General features: G+C 64.0%; 12 protein-coding genes. 11 read left to right on the forward strand and 1 reads right to left on the reverse strand.

Annotated features, from left to right (window positions below):
* Positions 1–85 precede the first annotated feature (85 nt).
* From FFS30_RS02660 to katG, 9 genes are all read left to right on the forward strand, one after another.
* Positions 86–2,083 carry an ATP-binding cassette domain-containing protein gene (locus FFS30_RS02660; protein ID WP_137911561.1) on the forward strand — a complete coding sequence of 666 codons (1,998 nt, stop codon included), beginning with the start codon at positions 86–88 and terminating at the stop codon, positions 2,081–2,083.
* Positions 2,084–2,361: 278 nt separating this feature from the next.
* The gene (locus FFS30_RS02665; protein WP_137911562.1) at positions 2,362–4,605 is read left to right on the forward strand and encodes a patatin-like phospholipase family protein; all 2,244 of its coding nucleotides are present in this window, start codon (positions 2,362–2,364) and stop codon (positions 4,603–4,605) included.
* Positions 4,606–4,659: 54 nt separating this feature from the next.
* Positions 4,660–5,223, forward strand: coding sequence for a shikimate kinase AroK (gene aroK / locus FFS30_RS02670; RefSeq protein WP_137911563.1), 564 nt, complete (start codon positions 4,660–4,662; stop codon positions 5,221–5,223).
* Positions 5,220–6,326: a 3-dehydroquinate synthase gene (gene aroB, locus FFS30_RS02675; RefSeq protein ID WP_137911564.1), complete on the forward strand. Its 1,107-nt coding sequence runs from the start codon at positions 5,220–5,222 to the stop codon at positions 6,324–6,326. Before aroK ends, aroB begins: the two co-directional genes overlap by 4 nt.
* A 1,094-nt stretch (positions 6,327–7,420) precedes the next feature.
* Complete coding sequence (locus tag FFS30_RS02680) at positions 7,421–10,528, forward strand: efflux RND transporter permease subunit (RefSeq protein WP_171014374.1); 3,108 nt, start codon at positions 7,421–7,423, stop codon at positions 10,526–10,528.
* Positions 10,529–10,623: 95 nt separating this feature from the next.
* Positions 10,624–11,091, forward strand: a complete 468-nt coding sequence (locus tag FFS30_RS02685) for a nuclear transport factor 2 family protein (RefSeq protein ID WP_249352130.1) — start codon at positions 10,624–10,626, stop codon at positions 11,089–11,091.
* A gap of 74 nt (positions 11,092–11,165) precedes the next feature.
* Positions 11,166–12,215 (forward strand): efflux RND transporter periplasmic adaptor subunit, encoded by a 1,050-nt coding sequence (locus tag FFS30_RS02690; RefSeq protein WP_137911566.1) that lies wholly within the window; start codon positions 11,166–11,168, stop codon positions 12,213–12,215.
* Between the two features lie 389 nt (positions 12,216–12,604).
* Positions 12,605–14,095 (forward strand): NAD-dependent succinate-semialdehyde dehydrogenase, encoded by a 1,491-nt coding sequence (locus FFS30_RS02695; RefSeq protein WP_137911567.1) that lies wholly within the window; start codon positions 12,605–12,607, stop codon positions 14,093–14,095.
* Between the two features lie 397 nt (positions 14,096–14,492).
* The gene (gene katG, locus FFS30_RS02700; protein ID WP_137911568.1) at positions 14,493–16,682 is read left to right on the forward strand and encodes a catalase/peroxidase HPI; all 2,190 of its coding nucleotides are present in this window, start codon (positions 14,493–14,495) and stop codon (positions 16,680–16,682) included.
* A gap of 228 nt (positions 16,683–16,910) precedes the next feature.
* Here the strand turns inward: katG and FFS30_RS02705 are convergent, their stop codons facing one another.
* On the reverse strand, positions 16,911–18,194 hold the full coding sequence (locus FFS30_RS02705; protein ID WP_137911569.1) for an OsmC family protein: 1,284 nt from the start codon (positions 18,192–18,194) through the stop codon (positions 16,911–16,913).
* Positions 18,195–18,346: 152 nt separating this feature from the next.
* Here FFS30_RS02705 and FFS30_RS02710 point away from each other — a divergent pair, with 152 nt between their 5' ends.
* Positions 18,347–21,433 (forward strand): TonB-dependent receptor, encoded by a 3,087-nt coding sequence (locus FFS30_RS02710; protein WP_137911570.1) that lies wholly within the window; start codon positions 18,347–18,349, stop codon positions 21,431–21,433.
* Positions 21,434–21,504: 71 nt separating this feature from the next.
* Positions 21,505–22,560, forward strand: coding sequence for a DUF1684 domain-containing protein (locus FFS30_RS02715; RefSeq protein ID WP_171014375.1), 1,056 nt, complete (start codon positions 21,505–21,507; stop codon positions 22,558–22,560).
* Positions 22,561–22,639 lie beyond the last annotated feature (79 nt).

Below are 22,639 nucleotides of genomic sequence, written 5' to 3' on the forward strand. Positions count from 1 at the left end.
TTTCGACCCCGCCCGGGCACCCGAAACACCATCCCGACGAAAACCGGCCGACTAAGCCGCCCGTCTTCGCGGATACAATGGCGGCATGCCCCTGATCCAACTCCAAAACGCCGACTACGGCGTCGGCGGTCCGCTGCTGCTCAAAAACGTCGACCTCGCCATCGAAGCCAACGAACGCGTCTGCGTCGTCGGCCGCAACGGCGAAGGCAAATCCACCCTGCTGCGCCTGATCGCCGGCGAAATCCGGCCCGACGACGGCGAAGTGCGCGTGCAGAACGGCGTGCGCGTGGCCAAGCTCGCCCAGGAAGTGCCGCAGGACACCGTCGGCAGCGTGTTCGACGTGGTCGCCTCGGGCCTCGGCGATCTCGGCGGCCTGCTCGCCCGCTATCACCATTTGATCGGCACCGACGATCTCTCTGCGCTCGGCGAGGTGCAGGCACAGATCGAGGCGCAGCACGGTTGGGATCTCGACCGCCGCGTGCAGCAGGTGCTGGTGCGCCTGGAACTGCCCGAAGACGTCGATTTCGCCGCGCTGTCGGGCGGTATGAAGCGCCGCGTTCTGCTCGCGCAGGCGCTTGTGCGCGCACCCGACGTATTGCTCCTCGACGAGCCGACCAACCATCTCGACATCGAGGCGATCGCCTGGCTCGAAGAGTTTCTGCGCAACGCCGAGTTCAGCGTGGTCTTCGTCACCCACGACCGCAGCTTCCTGCGCGCGCTGGCGACGCGCATCGTCGAGATCGACCGCGGTCAGGTCACGTCCTGGCCCGGCGATTACGCCAACTATCTGCGCCGGCGCGAAGAACGTCTGCACGCGGAGGCGCAGGCCAACGCGCAGTTCGACAAGAAACTCGCCCAGGAAGAAGTGTGGATCCGCCAGGGCATCAAGGCACGGCGCACGCGCAACGAAGGCCGCGTGCGCGCGCTCAAGGCGCTGCGCCGCGAACGTGCCGAACGCCGCGAACTCGGCGGCAACGCGAAGATGACCCTGGCCGCGGCGCAGACCTCGGGCAAGAAGGTGATCGAAGCGCGCGCGGTCGACTATGCCTGGAATGACAAAATCATCCTGCGCGATTTTTCGACGACGATTATGCGCGGCGACCGCATCGGCATCGTAGGCCCGAACGGTTCCGGCAAGAGCACCCTGCTCAAGCTGCTGCTCGGCGAACTGAAACCGCAGCGCGGCGAGATCGAACTCGGCACCAATCTGCAGATCGCCTATTTCGACCAACATCGCAGCGCGTTGCGCGAAGACTGGAACGCGCTCGACAACGTCGCCGAAGGCCGCGAGTACATCGAACTCGCCGGCCAGCGCAAACACGTACTCGGTTATCTGCAGGATTTCCTCTTTTCGCCCGAGCGCGCACGCGCGCCGATCACGCGCTTGTCCGGCGGCGAACGCAACCGCCTGCTGCTCGCCAAGCTGTTCGCGCAGCCGTCGAACCTGCTCGTCATGGACGAGCCGACCAACGACCTCGACGTGGAGACGCTGGAACTGCTCGAAGAGATGCTCGCTGCGTACCAGGGCACTCTGCTGCTCGTCTCACACGACCGCGAATTCATCGACAACGTGGTGACTTCGACGCTGGTGCTCGAAGGCGAAGGGCGCGTTGGCGAATACGTCGGCGGATTCAGCGATTGGCTGCGGCAGCGACCATCGGGCGCTTCGAAGATCTTTGCCCGTCAGTCGCGTGACGGCGGAACAAACGCGAAACGCGCGGAACGTCCGACGGACGACTCCGAAGGCATGGACGAAGCGCGCGATTCGGTACCTCTCGTTGCCGCCGACGCGAGAGGAGAAACCGCCGCAATCCCGCCCAAAGCAAGCGCGAATGACGAGCCGAAAGAAACACCTGCCCCGACGAAACGCAAGCTGAGCTACAAGGACGCACGCGAACTGGAGCTGCTGCCGGCGCGCATCGAAACGCTCGAGTCCGATATCGCGGCACGCACCGCGGCAATGAACGATCCGAGCTTCTTCAAACAGGACAGCGCGGCGATCCTCGCGGCGAACGGTGAACTCGCCAAGCTGCAGGCGGAACTCGATCATGCTTACCAACGCTGGCAGGCACTCGAAGGCTAAGGCCCGAGTGCCCGATTCGCCGACGCCCGCGTTATAGGGACTCGATTTTCGCGCGCCTCGCGCGAAAGTATCGGTACGATCGAGCCCCTCTCTTTTCGTGCGCCGATGGAGAATCAAAAGTCGGGCCTGATGAATCGCCCGCTACGACCGTTCGCTACGCCATGGAAACGCACCGTACGTTTCGTGAACGATGCACGCATCCCAGGCCGAAGTGCGCTATGGGCGCGCGCCCGAATCGGCTAGTCTTTTAGCCCGTTGCCGCCGCTGTGGATCGTTCCATGTTTCGCGCTCTTGCCTGCCTTCTGCTCGCCGTCACCTGCGGCATTGCGTTCGACGCGTTTGCGCAGCCGCCGACAGCGCATGCGAAAACCTGTCTCGTCCTCGGTGGCGGCGGCGCGCGCGGCGCGGCGCACATCGGCGTGCTCAAGGTGCTCGAACGCGAGCATGTGCCGGTCGAGTGCATCACCGGCACCTCGATGGGTGCGATCGTCGGCGGCCTCTACGCGGCCGGCTACAACGCGACCGAGATCGAGGTGGTGCTCAAGAGCATCGACTGGAAGGACATGTTCAACGACGATCCGCCGCGCGAAGAACTGCCGATGCGGCGCAAGGAAGACGAGCTTCGTTTTCTGGGCGGCATCGAACTCGGCCTGCGCGACGGCAAGATCGCGCTGCCGCGCGGCGTGATCCAGGGTCAGAAACTGCAGCTGCTGCTGCGCCGCCTGCTGCTGTCGACCTTGCAGACGCAGAACTTCGACGATCTGCCGATTCCGTTCCGCTCGGTCGCCACCGACATTGGCAACGGCGAAAAAGTCGTGTTCGCCAAGGGCGATCTGCCGATGGCGATCCGCGCGAGCATGTCGGTGCCCGCGGCGTTCGCGCCGATCCGCTATCAGGGCCATCTGCTCGTCGACGGCGGCATCGTCGACAACGTGCCGATCGAGGAAGCGCGCAAGCTCGGCGGCACGCGCCTGATCGTCGTCGACGTCGGCGCGCCGCTGCTCAAAGAAGAGAACCTCACGTCGCCGATCCAGATCGCGAACCAGATGCTTACCGCGATGATGAAGCGGCAGACCGACGCGCAGTTGCACACACTCGGCGCCGCCGACGTGCTGCTCGTGCCGCAGCTCGGCGATCTATCCAGCACCGCGTTCGACCGCGCCGCCGAAGCCGTGGTGTTCGGCGAACAGGCCGCCGATGCCAACCTCGTCGCGCTGCGCCGATTCTCCGCGAGCGAATCCGACTACGCGCAGTTCGCCGCAAACCACAAGCAGCGCCCGTTCGATCCGCCGCTGGTCGCCTTCCTCGACGTGCTCACCGGCCGCAGCCGCACCGCCGACTACGTGCAACAGCGCCTGTCAGACGTGGTCGGCAAGCCGTTCGACCCAGCCAAGCTCGAAGACCGCATCGGCCTCGCCTACGGCGAAGGCAGCTACGAGCGCATCACCTACGACATCGTGCAGAAGGACGGCCAGACCGGTCTCTCGGTGCAACCGGTCGACAAGAGTTGGGGACCAAACTTCCTGCGCCTCGGCCTGCGTCTCTCGGACAACTTCGCCGGGCGCAACAGCTACCAACTCTTCACCGAAGCGAATTTCACCGGCCTCAACTCGCTCGGCGGCGAGAGCCGCAACCGCGTCCAGCTCGGCCAGATCACCGAGCTGTACAGCGAATTCCTGCAGCCCTGGGGTACGACCGGCGAGTTCTACATCGCGCCGCAGCTGCAGTACAAGGCCTATAACTTTCCGATTCCGGGACAGAAGGACAGCGAACTCGCCGAGTACCGGCGCAGCCGCCGCCTCGCCGCGCTTGAATTCGGCTACACGCCCGATTCGAGCTGGCAGTTCTCGAGTTCGCTCGAATACGGCCGCGACCTGGCGCGCCTGCACATCGGCCAGCCGGCTTCCGCCAGCGCCGCTTCCGGCCTGCCGCCGAGCATTGCGACCAACTTCGGCGGCGTCGTGCTGCGCGCGGTCTACGACGATCTCGACTCTTCCGGCTTCCCAACGCGCGGCATGCGCGTGGACGCATCCGAAGAAGTGTTGCTGACCCAGCTCGGCTCAACCGATGCCGCGCGCATCACGCGCCTGCGCTGGGACCAGGCCCTCTCCTACGGCCCGAACCACTGGCTGCTCGGCGCCAGCATCAACACCGCGACCGGCGCGGGCGCCAATCTGCAGATCGCCGCGCAGAGCCAGCTCGGCGGACTCGCCAATTTCTCCGGTTTCGCCGACAACCAGCTCTTCGCTTCGCAGACCGCCCTGCTGCGCGCCGTCTACTATCGGCGCATGACCAACACCGACAGCCTGTTCAGCCTGCCGCTCTATCTCGGCGGCAGCCTCGAAGCTGGCGGCTATTGGAACTCGCGCAACCAGATCGGCAAGAACATGCTCGGCGCCGGCAGCGTCTTCGTCGGCATCGACACCTTCCTCGGGCCGATCTTCCTCGGCTACGGCTATGCGCAAGGCGGCCACAACGCCGCCTATCTGACCTTCGGATCGCTGCTGCGCACGAACGAGTAGAAGGCGATTCGAGGGCGCAGTGCGTAGCCCGTCACTTTGTTACCATTCCGTATCATGAATCCCGCCCCCAGCCTTTTCCTGATCGGCCCGATGGGCGCCGGCAAGACCACGGTCGGACGGCGCGTGGCCGCACATCTCGGCCTCGACTTCTTCGACCTCGACCACGAGATCGAGACGCGCAGCGGCGCGACGATCACGCTGATCTTCGAGCTCGAAGGCGAAGCCGGCTTCCGCAAGCGCGAGGCCGAACTGCTCGACGAGTTCAGCGCTAAATCCGACATCGTCCTCTCGACCGGCGGCGGCGCGGTGCTCGGCGCGGAGAACCGCCGCCATCTCGCCGCGCGCGGCTACGTCGTCTATCTGGAAACCACGGTCGACCAACAATTGAAACGTCTCGTCCACGATCGCAAACGTCCGCTGTTAGCCGCGCCCGACCGGCGCGAACGCCTGAGCAAGCTCGCCGCCGAACGCGAACCGCTCTACCGCGAAACCGCCGACCTTATCGTGCCGACCGGCCTCAACGGTTCGAGCGGCGCGGCGGCGCGGCGCCTCGTCGAAGAACTCGGCGTGCGCTGGCACCGCAGCGCGACATCCACTTCTTCCGGGCAAGCCGCATGAACTCCGTTTCCTCTTCACCCACGGCGAACGAACTCGCCGTCGAGCTCGGTGCGCGCAGCTATCCGATCGCGATCGGCGCAGGCCTGATCGACGATGCGCCACGCCTCGCCACGGCGATTCGCGGGCGCCATGCGCTGATCGTCAGCAACGATGTCGTCGCGCCGCTTTATTTCGAACGCGTCGCCGCAGCCATCCGCGCGGGCAACGACAAGGTGCAGATTTCCAGACTCATCCTGCCCGACGGCGAAGCGCACAAGACACTCGCCTCGGCCGCACGCGTGTTCGATGCGCTCGCCGCGATGAAGGCGAACCGCGACGCGACCATCGTCGCCCTCGGCGGCGGCGTGATCGGCGACCTCGCCGGCTTCGCCGCAGCGTGCTGGATGCGCGGCATCGCCTTCGTCCAACTGCCGACGACCCTGCTCGCGATGGTCGACTCCTCCGTCGGCGGCAAGACCGCGGTCGATCTGCCGCAAGGCAAGAACCTCGTCGGTGCGTTCCATCAACCGCGCGCGGTCATCGCCGACACCGACACACTCGCCACCCTGCCGCTGCGCGAACTGCGCGCCGGCTTCGCCGAGGTGATCAAGTACGGCGCGCTCGGCGACGCGGACTTCTTCGCCTGGCTCGAACGCCATGCCGATGCCCTGCTCGCGCGCGAAGCCGAACCGCTCGCGGCGACGATCGCACATTGCTGCCGGCAGAAAGCCGGCATTGTCGCGCGCGACGAAACCGAACAAGGCGAACGCGCCCTGCTCAACCTCGGCCACACCTTCGGCCACGCGATCGAAACCGCGATGGGCTACGGCGGCCTCCTGCACGGCGAAGCCGTCGCGGTCGGCATGGTTCTCGCCGCGCGCCTGTCGGCAAACCTGCAGCGCGCGCCGGCCGCGGACACCGAGCGCCTCGTCGCTCTGCTCGAACGCTTTGGCCTGCCGACCGCCATCCCGCGTGGCCTCGATGCCGATGAGCTTATTGGCCTGATGCAGCTCGACAAGAAAAACCTTTCTGGCAGCCTGCGGCTGATTCTCTGGCGCGGGATCGGGCATGCGGACATCGTGGCGGACGTCGATGCTCGGGATATTCGCGTCGTTCTTGCGTAAGGTTTTCTCTCGGTCTCTTCGTTTGTCATTTCTCGCGCCTCGCTCGTCATCCCCGCGCGCCCTTGGCGGGGCTCTCAACAGCCGGAAGGGCTGGTCATCCAATGACTTTGCTTCTTTCGCTCGTCATTCCGGCGGAAGCCGGAATCCAGCTTTTGTTTTGTTTAAGAGCAGAGCTTCCACTCGCCCTGCGGGCGAGCGTCTTACTTTCTCTGCTCGTGCAGAGAAAGTAAGCAAAGAGACACGCCCCAGAACATTGCGCCCTTCGGGCTCCTGCCCGAAGGGTCCGCCTCAGCGGCCGGGTTCCGCTAATTGCACATCCCTGTGCAATAGCGGAATCGGCGCGATCCATCGCGCCGACCCTAGCGGGCCTTGTCGTCCGCTGCCGCCGCAATGTAATGGGGACCCGGAAGAGCCGGAGCAGCGCGCATCCTGCGCGCCAGAGCCAGAGCAAGGAGCAGACGCTCTGCGCTCCGCTCTGCCTTTGCTTTTGCTTGTGATCTCGGGTCCCCGTCAGCCGCGGCGAGGGCATGACGGAATCGCCCTTCAGGGTCGCGCGCAGGATGCGCGCGAGTTCGCGAATGGACACGGATGTCCATCGAGCGAACCCCGGCATGACCTTGCGAACCGCCGCAGGCGGCGCGGCTCCCGGGGCGGCGTTTCTTTGGTTACTTTCTTGTCGCTGGAGACAAGAAAGTGACCCGCTCGTCCAAAGGACGAGTGGAAGCCTTTGCTCTGAAACACAAAAAGAACCAAAGCAAAGTCACTGGATGACCAGCCCTTCGGCTGTTAGGAGCCCCGCTAGGAGCACGCGGGAATGACGAGAAAGAGCAGGAGCTGGATTCCTGCTTTCGCAGGAATGACGAACAGAGACAAAAGCTAGATTCCTGCTTGACCAGCCCTTCGGCTGTTGAGAGTCGCAGGAACGACGAGCAAAAAAAAGCAGACCTGAATTCCGGCTTCGCCGGAATCCCCACGCTTCACCGCAGAAAGCAAACGCTTCGTCGCACACCGTGCAAACTTCCGCCGTGCCGCCCTATCCAATCTGCGAGCGCGCGCCGTCCGGTGTCGTGCGGATGCAGCCAGGGAACCGACGCATGAAGATCATCGAAGCCTCGCTCAAGAATCCGGTCGCTGCCGGGATGGCGGTTCTGCTGGTCTCCCTGCTTGGGTTGATGAGCCTGCGCGAGCTGCCGCTGCAGTTGTTCCCCGACATCGATCCGCCGCAGATTTCGATTCAGACGAACTGGCGCGCAGCATCGCCCGAGGAAGTCGAGGCCGAACTGCTCGAACCGCAGGAAGAGGTGCTGCAGGGTCTGCCGGGCCTCGAAGAACTCGACGGCAATGCCGCCTCGGGCGGCAGCAATATCAATCTGACTTTTGCGATCGGCAGCGATATGAAGAACGCGCTGGTCGAGGTGATCGGGCGGCTCAACCGCGTGCGCTCGATCCCGAAAGACGCCGACCGGCCGATCGTGCAGATGGGCGGCAACAACGGCAACGCGAACGACGTGCTCACCGTCTTCTTCGTGCAGTTGCTGCCCGGCGCTCAGGGACCGATTGACAAGTATCGCCGCTATCTGGAAACCACGGTGAAGCCGCGCATCGAAGCGGTGCCCGGCGTGGCCCAGGTCGTGGTCAACGCGGGGCCGCCCGACGAAGTGCGCATCACAGTTGACATGGACAAGGCGGCGGCGCTCGGCGTTTCGATTCCCGACATCGCCGCGCGCGCCGCGAGCGCGACGGACGTGTCCGGCGGTCAGATCGACGTCGGCCGCAATCAGTACGAACTACGCTACACGGGCCGCTATAAACCGGCCGAACTCGGCGGCCTCGTGCTGTCCACGCGCGCGGACAAGACCATCCATCTGAGCGACGTCGCGGTCATCGAAGTGCGTCCGCCGAAGAGTCAGTTCTTCGTCTATCAGAACGGCAATCCGGCGATGAGTCTGCAGATCCGCAAGGCGAACGGCGCGAACGTGCTGCAGACGCTGACCGATGTGAAGAAGGTCGTCGCCGAGTTGCGCGACGGCCCGCTCAAAGCAAAGGGTCTCGGCATCGAGCAGTCGTTCGACTCGGCGCTGTTCATCAACCGCGCGGTCAGCCTGCTCGGCGAGAATCTGATCGTCGGTGCGCTGCTGTCCCTGCTCTGCGTCTGGTGGTTCATGCGTGACGTGCGCGCGACCGTCCTTATCGCGGCGACGATCCCGATCTGCCTGCTCGCCACGTTCTGCGTGCTGCACCTCAGCGGACACAGTCTCAATGTGATCTCGCTCGCCGGCCTCGCCTTCGCGGTCGGCATGGTGGTCGAGGCCGCGATCGTCGTTTCCGGCAACATCCTGCGCCTGAAGGAGAGCGGCATCACACCGCACGAGGCCGCGCTGACCGGCACGCAGCAAGTCGTCGGCGCGCTGATCGCATCGACGATCACGACGATCGCGGTGTTCCTGCCGGTCGTGTTCCTGCGCGACGTCGAAGGTCAGATTTTCTCCGACCTCGCCCTGACCATCTCGATCGCGGTCGCGATCTCGGTCGTCGTCGCGATCACGGCGCTGCCGGCCGCCGCGGGCTGGCTCAAGGCGAAGAAGCTCAAATCCGGCTACGGCGACGGCTGGCCGTGGCTGACCGACCGGATCATGGCCTGGACCGACACGCGGCCGAAACAGATCGGCTGGGTGCTCGCCCTGCTCGTCGTGCCGCTCGTCGCCACGTTCGTGTTCATGCCGCGCCTCGACTATCTGCCGCCGGTGCGGCGCGCGGCGATCGACGCGAACTTCAGCCTGCCGCCCGGCATGCCGCCCGAAGTCGTCGACCGCGAAATGGTGCCGAAAATCCTCGAACGCATGAAGCCGTACATGGACGGCACCAAGCAGCCGCAGCTCAAGAACTGGTACGTGTGGATCACGCCCAGCTTCGGCACGCTCGGCGCGCGCGTAGTCGACGACAAACGCATCGGCGAACTCGAACGCATCGTGCGCGACGAGATCACGGTCGGTTTTCCCGACACGCGCGTGTTCACCGAAGAAGGCAATCTGTTCGGCGGCTTCGGCGGCTCGGCGCGCGCGGTGTCGATCCACTTGCAGGGCGAGGACACGGCCAAGCTCTACCAGACCGCCGAAGCGGGGCGCAAACTGCTCGAAGCGAAATTTCCCGGCGCCAACGTGCAGGCGTTCCCGCCGACCGACGCCGCCCAGCTTGAACTGCACGCGGTGCCCGACGACCGCCGCATCGCCGAAGCCGGCTGGGACCGCGTCGCACTCGGCGACATCGTGCGCACGCTCGGCGACGGCGCGTGGCTCGGCGAATACTTCGACGGCGACCAGCGCGTGCCGGTGATCCTGCGTGCGAGCGCCGGGCAGACGCCGGAAGAACTCGCGCAGACGCCCGTGGTCGCACCGAACGGCAAGGTGATGACGCTCGGCGACATGGTGCGCCTGGAGACCGCGCTCGGGCCGTCGCAGATTCGCCGGCTCGACCATCGCCGCACGGTGACGCTGACCGTCGATCCGCCCGCGTCGATGGCGCTGGAGACCGCGCTGGCGACGATCGAGCAGGACGTGTTGCCGAGCCTGCGCCAGCAACTGCCTGACGGCACGGTGCGCCTCGCCGGCAGCGCCGACCGCCTCGGCCGCATCGTCGGCACGATCGGCAAGAATTTCCTCCTCGCCCTATTCGTGCTCGGCCTGCTCATGGCGGCGATGTTCAAGTCGCTGCGCTACGCGCTGATCGTCGTGCTGACCGTGCCGCTCGCGCTGATCGGCGGCATGCTCGGCCTGCGCGTGCTCGACCTGTTCGCGTTCCAGCCGCTCGATCTGCTGTCGATGATCGGCTTCATCATGATGGTCGGCGTCGTCGTCAACCACGCGATCCTGCTCGTCGATCTGACCCGCCATGCGCAGGCACACGGCGCGAATCTCAGCGACGCGATCCGCATGTCGCTCAACCAGCGCCTGCGTGCCATCCTCGCCTCGACCCTCACCGGCGCGCTCGGCGCGCTGCCGATGGCGGTCAATCCGGGCCCCGGCAGCGTGATCTATCGCGGCCTCGCCGCAGTCAACGTCGGCGGCGTCGTGGTCAGTCTGATTTTCTCGCTGCTGTTGTTGCCGAGCCTGATGCGGTTGTTCTTCCCCGCCGAACGCAAGAGCGCTGCGCTTGCCCCGCCGCGCGGCGAGCGGCCGCGATTGATCGAAGCGGAGGCGGCGTGATTTTTATCGAACGCGCGGAATCGCATGCTTTCGCGATGTTTTGAAACTGCCGGATTCTGTTCGCACAACGGTTCAACGAAATGGAAAGGAAAAATATGTCGGCCAAATCGATCATGCGATCACTTGCCTGCGCTCAGCTCGGTTTATGGATCGCCGTGGCGAACGCCGCGCCGATGCAGAGCAATGCGGAAACGCTGCGGGCGATCGAAGCGACCGCCTACGACTATATGGACGGCCAATTGGAAGGCAACGCCGAGCGCGTGGCGCAGGCTCTGCATCCGGACCTGGCCAAGCGCAATCTCAAACCCGGCTCGCCCTACGAGACGCTGGCGCTCGGTCGGATGACGTCCGACGAGTTGATCGGCCTGACCCGCAAAGGTGCGCTGAAGACGCCGAAGGAACAGTGGCAGCGCTCGGTCAAGGTGCTCCAGGTCGACGAGGACATCGCCACCGTGCGTCTCGAAAGTCCGTGGTTCGTCGATCACCTGCAAATGGGCAAGTTCGGCGAGCGCTGGGTGATCGTCAATGCGCTGTGGCACAGGAAGACGCCTGCACGCCCCTGATCCGCGTTGACGCGGCGCGGACATATTTTTGCCTGCAAACTATCCCTATCGAATCCGACTCTGCGGACCCGCCCATGAAAATCCCTTTCGCCATCGCGTTCGCCTGCCTGCTCTGCGCAACGGCGCAGGCACAGACCACGAGCACGCCGCCCGCCATCGTCGAGGTCAGCCAGGCCACCGCGTCGAAACTCGCGCCGTCGCGCTGGGTGCCCGGCAGCGTGGTCAGCCGCGACGACGCCAAGATCGCCAGCGCCGAAGCCGGGCGGCTCGAGTTTGTCGCCGAAGTCGGCACGCGCGTGAAGGCCGGCGAACGCTTGGCCAAGCTCGACGATCAGGCGCTGCGCCTGCGCCGCGAAGAACTGCTCGCCGAGTTGCGCCGCACCGAAGCCAAGCGCGCGCTGTCGCAGACCCAGCTCGAACGCCTGCGCAAGCTCGAAGCGAGCAGCGCGATCGCGCGCGCGCAGCTCGACGAAGCGCACGCGACCTTGGAAACCGACGGCCAGACCGCCGCACGTGCGCGTGCGCAGTTGCGTCAGGTCGAGTACGACATCAGCCAGGCCGACGTGCGTGCGCCGTTTCCCGGCGTCGTCACCGAACGCTACGCGCAACGCGGCGAATATCTGCAGATCGGCGCGAACATCGTGCACTTCGTCGACACCGGGCGCATCGAAGCGCGCGTGCAGGCGCCGCTCGCACTCGCCGACAAGGTGCGTGCCGGCATGCAGGTGAACGTGCGCAGCGGCGGCGTCGAACGCGCCGCGAGCGTGCGTGCGATCGTGCCGGTCGGCGACGAACGCGCGCGCCAGTTCGAACTGCGCGTCGGCCTCGATCCCGAGTTCGCCCTCGTCGGCAGTGCGGTCGAAGTCGCCCTGCCGGAAACCGGCACGGCCGCGCAGGTGGCGCTCGCCGTGCCGCGCGACGCGCTCGTGCGGCGCGCGGACCGCACCTACGTCATGCGCGTGTCGGGCGACAACAAAGCCGAGCCGGTCACGGTGACGCCCGGCACGAGCAGCGGCGACTTCGTCGAAGTGCAAGGCGCGCTCAGCATCGGCGACCGCCTCGTCGTGCGCGGCGCCGAGCGTCTCAGCGCAGGCCAGGCCGTGTCGGTGCGCTCGGGAAGCTGAGCGCCGCTTTTCCCTATCGCTGGACAACCTTGCCGGCACGTTTGCCGATCCGCGTCGTCTAAACAAGCCGAAGGGTGACGATCGTCTGCGTGCAAAGCGCCAGCGCACAGGTTTGAACTTGCACCCACACTACCGAGATCGCGCCGCTGTGCATGTCGATGAAGTGGGTGGCGCATAACGTTCCCATAACAGCCTTCGAGTCCTCAGCCGGCTGCGTGCAAACGAACTGCTCAACGGCCGCTCTTGCATCTGCGCCGCTTGCCACGAGATTCTTGGTGTCGTGACGACCGCGAGATGACGCGGACCGCTCAGTCCCGCGTCGTCATCGGCTCGGCGACGGCGACAGCCCTAGTCGGAATCCACCGAGTGCAGACCACGGAGAAATCCCCATGACTTCCCCTTCCTCCTCCAGCGAACTCGCGCGCCTCGCGCTGCGCGACCCCGACCTGCTGCGCGAACGCTGCCCGATTGCGGGCGCCTGGCGCAGCGCCGACAGCGGCGCCGAATGCGCCGTGTCGAATCCGGCAACCGGCGCGCGCCTCGGTAGCGTGCCCGATATGGGTGCTGCGGAGACGCGCACGGCGATCGACGCCGCTGCGGCCGCATTTCCCGACTGGGCACGCCGCAGCGCCAAGGAACGCGCGAGTATACTTTTACGCCTGCATCGCCTGATGCTGGAAAATCGGGACGATCTCGCCCGCATCATGACCGCCGAGCAGGGCAAGCCGCTGGCCGAGTCGAAGGGCGAGATCGCCTATTCCGCGTCGTTCTTCGAATGGTTCGGCGAAGAAGCCAAGCGCATGTACGGCGACGTGATCCCCGGTCATGCCGCGGACAAGCGCATCGTCGTCCTGCGCCAACCGGTCGGCGTCGTCGCCGCGATCGCGCCGTGGAATTTCCCCTCGGCGATGCTCGGCCGCAAGATCGCTCCCGCGCTCGCCGCGGGCTGCACGATCGTCTGCAAGCCGGCGCTGCAGACGCCGTTCTCCGCGCTCGCGATCGGCGTGCTCGCCGAACGCGCAGGCGTGCCCGCGGGCGTGATCAACATCGTCACCGGCGAAGATGCGCAGGCGATCGGCGCCGAGATGACCTCGCACGCCGCGGTGCGTAAGCTGAGCTTCACCGGCTCGACCGCGGTCGGCAAGAAATTGATGGCGCAATGCGCCGATGGGGTGAAGCGCGTGTCGCTCGAACTCGGCGGCAACGCGCCGTTCATCGTCTTCGACGACGCCGATCTCGACGCCGCCGTCGAAGGCGCCATCGCAAGCAAGTTCCGCAACTCGGGACAGACCTGCGTCTGCGCGAACCGCATCTTCGTGCAGGCCGGCGTCTACGACGAATTCGCCAAACGCCTGGTCGCGGCGGTGTCGCGCCTGCGTGTAGGCGACGGCCTCGCCGGCGTCACCGACCAAGGCCCATTGATCGATGCGAAGGCGCTCGACAAGGTGCGCGCACACGTCGGCGACGCGCTGGCCAAGGGCGCGCATGTCGCCCTCGGCGGCAAGCCGCACGCGCTCGGCGGCACGTTCTTCGAGCCGACCGTGCTGCTCGACGTCGATGCGCACATGCGCATCGCACGCGAAGAAACTTTCGGCCCGGTTGCGCCGCTGTTCCGCTTCGAACGCGAAGAAGAGGCGATTGCCCTCGCCAACGCCACCGAGTTCGGCCTCGCGAGTTATTTCTACACGCGCGACCTCGCACGCAGCTGGCGCGTGGCCGAAGCGCTCGAATGCGGCATGGTCGGCATCAACACCGGCCTGATCTCGACCGAGGTCGCGCCGTTCGGCGGCGTCAAACAATCGGGCTTCGGCCGCGAGGGTTCGCACTACGGGCTCGACGACTACACCCAGCTCAAGTACACCTGCCTAGGCGGCATATAAACGTTCCGTGCCCGCTGGCGCTGTCGGCAGTCGGAGAAAATTGGGAATCCCCTATCGCGCAGCGGTCGCTGCGTGGCGGCCAGCATATGTCGCGCAAGGCAAAGCGCACCGGCGATGCAACGAACGCGCAAAATTCACGGTCCAGACTTTCCCGTGCAGACGCAAGGATCCTCAGACCGAGAGGAAACAAAGTGCCGTGCAACATGTCGAGCGCGCGCCAAGAAGAGATCGCGAGACGTTCGCCAACGGAATCTTTCATCGACCGCAGTATCCAATCGAAGAGCAAACGTCATATATCGCCACTATGGGAATCATCGGCAAGAACGATTTGATCTATGAAGGCCGAAGTTCCAGACTGGTTCGTACCGTCCACGCAGCAAGCCAGGAGTAGGTAGCCATGTCGACCGAATCGAAGTGCCCGTTCCACAACCCCGCCGCCGGCCCGTCCAACCGCGACTGGTGGCCGAACCAGTTGAGCCTGAAAAACCTGCATCAGCATGGACCCAAGTCGAATCCGATGGGCGAGGATTTCGACTACGCGAAAGAGTTCAAGAGTCTCGATCTCGCCGCGGTCAAAAAAGATCTGCTCGCCGTGATGACCGATTCGCAGGAATGGTGGCCCGCGGACTTCGGCCACTACGGCGGCCTGTTTATCCGCATGGCCTGGCACAGCGCGGGCACCTATCGCATCGCCGACGGCCGCGGCGGCGCCGGACAGGGCCAACAGCGCTTCGCGCCGCTCAACAGCTGGCCGGACAATGTCAGCCTCGACAAAGCACGCCGCTTGATCTGGCCGATCAAGCAGAAGTACGGCCGCAAGATTTCCTGGGCCGATCTGATTGTGCTCACCGGCAACGTCGCGCTGGAATCGATGGGCTTCAAGACTTTCGGCTTCGGCGGCGGCCGCGTGGACGCGTGGGAGCCGGACGACGTCTACTGGGGATCGGAAAAGGTCTGGCTGGAACTGAGCGGCGGCCCGAACAGCCGCTACTCCGGCGACCGGCAGCTCGAAAAGCCGCTCGCCGCGGTGCAGATGGGCTTGATCTACGTTAACCCGGAAGGCCCGGACGGCAAACCCGATCCGGTTGCCGCTGCCAAAGATATTCGTGAAACCTTCGCGCGCATGGCGATGGACGACGAAGAGACCGTCGCCTTGATCGCGGGCGGTCATAGTTTCGGCAAGACCCACGGTGCCGCGCCCGCCTCGCATGTCGGCGCCGAGCCCGAAGCGGCCGGACTCGAAGCGCAGGGATTCGGCTGGGCGAACAGCTTCGGCACGGGCAGAGGCCGCGATGCGATCACGAGTGGGCTCGAAGTGACCTGGACCAGCACGCCGACGCGCTGGAGTCACGACTTCTTCAAGAACCTGTTCGGCTACGAATGGGAACTGAGCAAGAGCCCGGCCGGCGCGCACCAGTGGGTGGCGAAAAACGGTGCGGGCGCGGATACGATTCCCGATGCCTACGATGCGTCGAAGCGCCATGCGCCGACGATGCTGACGACCGATCTTTCGCTGCGCTTCGATCCGGCCTACGAAAAAATTTCGCGCCGCTTCCTCGATCATCCCGAGCAGTTCGCCGACGCGTTCGCGCGCGCCTGGTTCAAGCTGACCCATCGCGACATGGGGCCGCGCGTGCGCTATCTCGGCCCCGAAGTGCCCGCCGAAGAGCTGATCTGGCAGGACCCGATCCCCGCGGTCGATCACAAGCTGGTCGACGAGCAGGACATTGCCGCGCTCAAGCAGAAGATTCTCGCCTCGGGCCTCTCCGTCTCCGAACTGGTCTCGACCGCATGGGCATCGGCCTCGACGTTCCGCGGTTCGGATAAGCGCGGCGGCGCGAACGGCGCGCGCATCCGCCTCGCTCCGCAGAAAGATTGGGCGGTAAACCAGCCTGAACGACTGGCGAAGGTATTGAAGGCGCTCGAAGGCATCCAGGGCGAATTCAACAAAGCCCAATCGGGCGGCAAGAAGATTTCTCTCGCCGACCTCATTGTGCTGGCCGGCGGCACCGCCGTCGAACAGGCGGCGAAGAACGCCGGTCAATCGGTGACGGTGCCGTTCGCGCCGGGACGCGCGGACGCGACGCAGGAGCAGACCGATGTGGAATCGTTCGCCGTGCTCGAACCGGTCGCCGACGGCTTCCGCAACTATCTCAAGAGCCAGTACTCGGTTCCGGCGGAAGCCCTGCTCGTGGACAAGGCGCACTTGCTGACCCTGTCCGCACCCGAAATGACTGTCCTCGTCGGCGGCCTGCGTGCCTTGAACGCCAACGTCGGCCAGACGCAGTATGGTGTCTTCACCAAGCGGCCCGAAGCGCTGACCAACGACTTCTTCATCAACCTGCTCGATATGGGCACGGAGTGGAAACCGACCTCTGACGCCAAGGACTTGTTCGAGGGACACGACCGCAAGACCGGCGAACTGAAATGGACCGGCACCCGCGCCGATCTCATTTTCGGCTCGCATGCCCAGCTTCGCGCCTTGTCGGAAGTCTATGCAGCGGTGGATGCGCAGCAGAAATTCGTCCGCGACTTCGTCGCGGCCTGGACCAAGGTGATGAACCTCGATCGTTTCGATCTTGCGTGATGTGAGAAGTCGGGTACGCCCGGAGGTCTGAAGCTTCCGGGCGCTTGCGCAGAATCCACCGCATACGAACTTGCTGCAGAAACGAAAGGCCGCAACGCCGGCGCTTCCGACGATTTGAGCCACTTCTCCAGCGGCTTGTTTACCGATGCGACGCAGGTGATCTACCGCGTCGCTCTCCCCACATTCAACAACGGCGACAGAGGTGGCGACTCTCTGTTATGTCGGGAATTACCGCGCCTCGGCGACATAAGCGTGATGCACGATCTTGCCTTCCAACTTCTGCGCATCCTTGACTAAGTTGTAGAGCGGGCAAGTCTCTTCCACCGCTTTGGCCAGACCGTCGATATCGGCAGCACTGTTCGGCGATTCCACTTTCACCTTGTAGGTGATGAAGCCGTAGCGCGCGGGCGTAGCGACATTTTTGCCGAAACGCGGGCTGAGGTCGGCGTCAGCGGTGAGTTCGAGCTTGTCCAGCAGCACGCCGCGCGCCGCCGCCTGGATTTCAAAGATGTGCGTCGGACAAGTGGTGACCACGCCGAGCAGATTTTCTTCCACGGTCGGGGCGAGGCCGCGGCCGAGCAGGCCCGGTGCACTGTCATGCAACGCCTGGAAGTAGTTATCTTGTCCCAACCAAGTCTGGCGCAGGCCGGTGTTCGGTTCGACGCGGGTATGCGCAATCAAGGTGCGCGGTTCCGTCGCTGCCGGTTTCGGCCCGCCCGGCTTCAACGTGCCCTTCGTCACCGGCACCTGCTCTTCGGTGATGAAATCGCGCAGACCCGGTTGCGAATTCGCGGCGCGTTGCGCCGGCGTTTGCACGTACTCGATGGCGAGCGGACTGACTTGATGCGGCTGCGTCACCAGGTCGATGACCGAAGAATTGGCATGCACAGCGGCTTTCAGTTCTTCCAATTTCGCATCCGACACCGGCGATTGGATATAAGCCTCGTAAGAAAGATTGTTCGGGTAGGCCAGCGTGGCGCTCTTGCGTTGCGGGATGCTGGTGAACACGATATCGAGCGAATCGAGCGGGATGTCCTTCAAAGCCGCCTGCACTACGTACTCGTCGGCTACCGCGCTCGACAGCATGGCGACCAGTGACTCCCACGAACCGGGCGCGAGATTGAAACCGGCGCCGTTGCGCGGACTGTCGCTGAGCCATTGAAATTGTTCCTTGTCGCCGATGCGCAAACGACGCACACCGGAACGGCCTTCTGCAATGACATGGGCATGCAAATGAGTTGGCACGGCGTCCTGCTTTTGTGCGGCGACGATGGCTTGCTTTTTCGCTTTCAAATGATCGCGCAATGCTGAAGCATCCGCAGAAGGAGCTTCCGCGGCATGCCCGATGTCGATACCGCCGAGCGCAACAATGGAAAGCGATGCGGCCAGCATGAGCCTAGCGGCGACTTTGAGCGAATGTTTGCGAAACGTGACGTGCATGGACAGGCGATTCCGTTGGTGGCGTTGAAGGAGTAGCACCATTCTGCGGCACCCTCGCCGCAGCGGCCACATGCCGCGTCGTCATGTGCAAATACCGTTTGCGTGCAAACGATGTGTGGCTGACGCGCGTGGCATAAGCACCTGGGCAAAAGGAATTTCCGCACGCAAACTTTCATCAATACCTTGCGAGGCCCACCATTGCCCACGCACGGATTTCTGCATCGATGCTCCAACCCATTTCTGCGCATGCCCGGCGCTTCGTTCCCATCCGCGCGCCGTTGGCTCTGGCGCTGTATACCATTCTGGTCAGCGGCGCTTTGCACGCGCAGCAAGCGCCCAATGGCTCCAATGCTGCACCGGCCGATCCGGCCAAAACGGCGGATGACGCAGAGGCGGACGGAAGGAGCGGCACGAAAACTTTGAGTACGGTTTCCGTGATCGGTTCGCAAATCGCCGGCGGCGGTGCCCAGGCCGCGTTGCCTGTGATCGGCGTGAGCAAGGAGCAGATCGATTCCACCGGTGCCGCCAACGGCGACCAACTCTTTCGCGACCTGCCGCAATTCGGCGATGTCGCTTTCACCCAGAAAGTAGTCAATCAAGGACGCAATCAAAACTACGCCCGCGGCGACGTGGCTTCGATCAACCTGCGCAATATCGGCTCCCAATACACCTTACTGTTGGTCGATGGCCGTCGCACCGTCGCCTATCCGCTGAGCGGCAATACACCGTCGTACAACGCGAACGCCATTCCGGCCTTCGGCCTCGATCGCATGGATGTGCTGCTTGACGGCGCAGCCGCAGTGTATGGCTCCGATGCGATCGCCGGTGTGGTCAACCTGGTTCTGCCGAGTAATCTCAACGGCGGCGGCATCGAAGCCGGATACGGGAAGGCAGAGGGCACGCAACGCTCCAACGAATCCATCAACGGCTATTGGGGCAGCGACTTTGCCGGCGGCCGCGGCAACATCAGCGTGTTGTATGGCTTTTCTCACCAAAGCGCGCAGTTGAACAGCGACCAGTGGTATACCGCGACCGATCGCCGCAGCATCTCTGCCAATGGCGATGCGATCCCCGATCCGAACGGCACGGCTGCCGGCTTGAGCTCGAATACGCCGTGGGGACAGTTTCAGCTGGTGAAGAAGAATGCAGACGGCGCGGTGTCCACCGTCGGTCAGCCGTACTACGTCGATATCACGGGCGCGCTCAAGCAAGGAGCGCTCCCCACTTCATTGAAATACGACATTGCGCGTACGCCGGGCGTCACCCAGGAACCGCAGATCAACAGAGGCAATTTTTTCGCCAACGCGCACTACGATCTGACCGACTCGTCGCAGTTGTTCGGCGAATTGAGTTATTACCGCGCCAAGTCCGAGACCTGGTTTGGCAGCGACCCAAACTCCGTCCTCAGCTCCACCGTACCCAACTACGTCTACATCAACCCCAATGCTTATTGGGTGCCGGCGGCGTTGAAAACAGCGGCCGCCAATTCAGGCGCCACTGCCATTCGCTTGTACAACTACAATCTTGCCGATCAACCGCTGCGCAAGTTGACCGACGACAATTCGGAACTGCGAGTCCTCGTCGGCTTGCGCGGCTGGACGGACAGCGGCTGGAATTGGGAAACGGCCTTGTTGTATTCGCGTTCCCGCACAGTCGACAGTCAACAGAGCGGCCTGTTCAACCAATTTGTCGCCGCGCTCAACGGCACGACAGCCAGCGCCTACAACCCTTTCAACGGCGGCGATCCGGCACACCCGAGCTATGGCGACGCCACGCCCTCCGACATTTCCGGCATCGTCGGCTGGACTACTCGCGTGGGCACCAACACGTTGGGGCTGTGGGATTTCAAGATCAACCGCCCGGATGCGGTGCATTGGTACGCCGGCGACATCGGCATAGCCGCCGGTGTCGAGCTGCGCCGCGAAACCACCGCGGACGACCGCGACCCGAACGTCGACGGCACCATTCAATACACCGACTGGTACACCGGCAACGTCAACTCAAGCAATGTCTTCTTGACCAGCTACTCGTCCGACATCCAGGCGAGCCGCAATGTGAAATCGGTCTTCGCCGAAGTGGCAGTGCCGCTGGTGTCGCCCGAAATGGACATCCCGCTGGTGAAATCGCTGGACCTGCAGATTGCCGGCCGCTACGAGAATTACAGCGACGCCGGTAGCGTGGCCAAGCCGAAATTCGCCGTGGCGTGGAACGTGGACGACAGCTTGCTGTTGCGCGGCTCGGTCAGCGGCGGCTTCCACGCGCCGGCGCTGGAACTGGCCAATTCCGGCACCATCTGGCGCGGCGGCAGCACCCTCGATCTGATTCGATGCAATGCCTTGGTGCGCAGCGGCGCTTATAGCCAATACAGCTCCTGCGTCACCGCCAACAGCGGCAATCCGGCGTTCTATCCGACGATCGACACCGGCACCACTTACGACAAAAGTCGCGTCAAGCCGGAAACCAGCAAACAGTATTCGTACGGCTTCGTGTTCGAACCGAAATTCCTGCCGGAAGCTGCAGGCAAGTTCAGCATGGGCATCGACGCATGGCAGATCAAAATTGAAAATCCGATCACCTCGCTCGGCACCACCAATGAGCTGCTGTACGACGCTTACCTGCGCGCCACGCACCAAGGCTCCAATCCGAATGTGATTCGCGTTGCCCCGACGGCCGCAGATGCCGCGCAGTTTGCCGGTTCCGGCATCGACCCGGTCGGCGCGCTGCAATACGTGGTGACGGACTACGTCAACGGTCAACCACTCACGGCCAAAGGCATCGACTACCACTTGAGTTGGCGCAAGCGTGACACCGCGTGGGGCAATTGGTCGTTCTTCGTCGACGTCAGTCAACTGCGCAGCTATTCGCAGACTCCGCTACCGGAATTGCAAGCGGTGGCCAAAGCGATCGCCAGCGGTCAGCTCGTCGGAATCGTCAACCCCGCTACCTTGGCTGCCTACAATCAGGTCGGCCTCAACGGCGCCAAACCGCAATGGCGCGGCAGCGCCGCATTGATCTGGAACTACGCCGATTGGACTGTACGTCTGCGCGACAACTACATCGGCAGCGTGACCAGCGCCGCGTACAGCTACGTTGCCGCCGCTGCGCCGCAAAAAGTCGACTCGACCCAGTTGTGGACCTTGTCCCTGCGCAAGGACTTCAGCCACGACTTCTTCAAGGGCGGTTATATCGAAATCGGTGCGCGCAATTTGTTCAACAAGCAGCCTCCGCTCGATGCTGGCGGCAACTATCTGCCCGCGTTGTACGAGGACTACGGCCGCTACCTCTACTTCAACATCGGCAGCAAATGGTAATCCGCCGGATTGTCCATGCCGCGACGACTCTCGTCGTCTCCGGCTTGTTTCCGCCCATCAGGAATCTCACCATGAAAACTTCGCTCCATTATCGCAAGCGTCTTTTCCTCCCCGTCTCCGTTGCGCTGGCATTGTCTGCGGGCGTCGGCACCATCAATGCGTCGTGGCCGTTCGCCGCAGCGCTGCTCGCATTGAGCGGCACGCCGATGTTTGTCGATGCTGCCGAAGGCGGCGAAGTGCAAACCGCCACCGACTTCCAGAACCAGCATGCGCAATGGGTGAAGAAGCGCGAAGCGGAACTGACCCAAGCCGACGGCTGGACGAGTCTGATCGGCTTGCATTGGGTGGACAGCAATCGTGAGAGCGTAGGCGGCGGCCAAGGCAATGACATCCGCCTGCTCATCGCTCCGGACAAACTGGGCAAGGTGGAGCAACGCGACGGCGCGTTGTTCTTCAGCGCGGCCGATGGCGCCAAGGTCAGCGTGGATGGCAAGCCGCTGCAAGGCGTCGTACAACTTAAACCGGAAGGAAAGGACGGCGGCACCAAACTCGGTTACGACGACGGCAAAGGCCAAATCACCGTCATAGATCGCCAGGGCCGCCTCGCTTTGCGCGTGCGTCACGCCGATTCGCCCGACCGCCTGCACTTCAAGGGACTGGATGTTTTTCCGCCGGATCAGCAATGGCAGGTGAAGGCGCGTTTCGTGGCGCATCCGCCGGGCAAGACCATCCAGATATCCAACATCATCGGCAACGTCAGCGAAACTCCCAATCCGGGTTATGTCGAGTTCGACAAGAACGGAAGGACGTGGCGGCTGGAAGCCACCGGCGATGCGGCCAAAGGCTTGAACTTCATTTTCAAGGATGCGACCAGCGGCAAGGAAACCTACGGCGTGGGCCGTTTCCTGCATACCGGCCCGGTGGCATCGGACGGCACGGTCGTGGTGGATTTCAACCGCGCCTACAACCCGCCGTGCGCGTTCACCCAATACGCGACCTGCCCGCTGCCGCCGCCCGAAAACCGTTTCGTGCAGAAGGATGCTAAGGGCGAGGTCGCGCGGCTTGCGGTGCAAGCCGGCGAAAAGAAGTACCGCGGGCACGAGGAAAAATCCGCCTCTGACGGATAGTCCGCACCACGGAACTCAGGGCGTGCGGATAGCCCAAGTTCATAGAGCGCGAACGGTTTGCCGGCGAGCGTCTCTTCAG

It is taken from the genome of Rudaea sp. 3F27F6 (assembly GCF_005503555.1).
Classification (GTDB): Bacteria; Pseudomonadota; Gammaproteobacteria; order Xanthomonadales; family Rhodanobacteraceae; genus Rudaea.

Coding starts and splice junctions, on each gene's coding strand:
- FFS30_RS02660 (WP_137911561.1), top strand. CDS start 86: ATGCCCCTGATCCAACTCCAAAACGCCGACTACGGCGTCGGCGGTCCG.
- FFS30_RS02665 (WP_137911562.1), top strand. CDS start 2,362: ATGTTTCGCGCTCTTGCCTGCCTTCTGCTCGCCGTCACCTGCGGCATT.
- aroK (WP_137911563.1), top strand. CDS start 4,660: ATGAATCCCGCCCCCAGCCTTTTCCTGATCGGCCCGATGGGCGCCGGC.
- aroB (WP_137911564.1), top strand. CDS start 5,220: ATGAACTCCGTTTCCTCTTCACCCACGGCGAACGAACTCGCCGTCGAG.
- FFS30_RS02680 (WP_171014374.1), top strand. CDS start 7,421: ATGAAGATCATCGAAGCCTCGCTCAAGAATCCGGTCGCTGCCGGGATG.
- FFS30_RS02685 (WP_249352130.1), top strand. CDS start 10,624: ATGTCGGCCAAATCGATCATGCGATCACTTGCCTGCGCTCAGCTCGGT.
- FFS30_RS02690 (WP_137911566.1), top strand. CDS start 11,166: ATGAAAATCCCTTTCGCCATCGCGTTCGCCTGCCTGCTCTGCGCAACG.
- FFS30_RS02695 (WP_137911567.1), top strand. CDS start 12,605: ATGACTTCCCCTTCCTCCTCCAGCGAACTCGCGCGCCTCGCGCTGCGC.
- katG (WP_137911568.1), top strand. CDS start 14,493: ATGTCGACCGAATCGAAGTGCCCGTTCCACAACCCCGCCGCCGGCCCG.
- FFS30_RS02705 (WP_137911569.1), bottom strand. CDS start 18,194: ATGTGGCCGCTGCGGCGAGGGTGCCGCAGAATGGTGCTACTCCTTCAA.
- FFS30_RS02710 (WP_137911570.1), top strand. CDS start 18,347: ATGCTCCAACCCATTTCTGCGCATGCCCGGCGCTTCGTTCCCATCCGC.
- FFS30_RS02715 (WP_171014375.1), top strand. CDS start 21,505: ATGAAAACTTCGCTCCATTATCGCAAGCGTCTTTTCCTCCCCGTCTCC.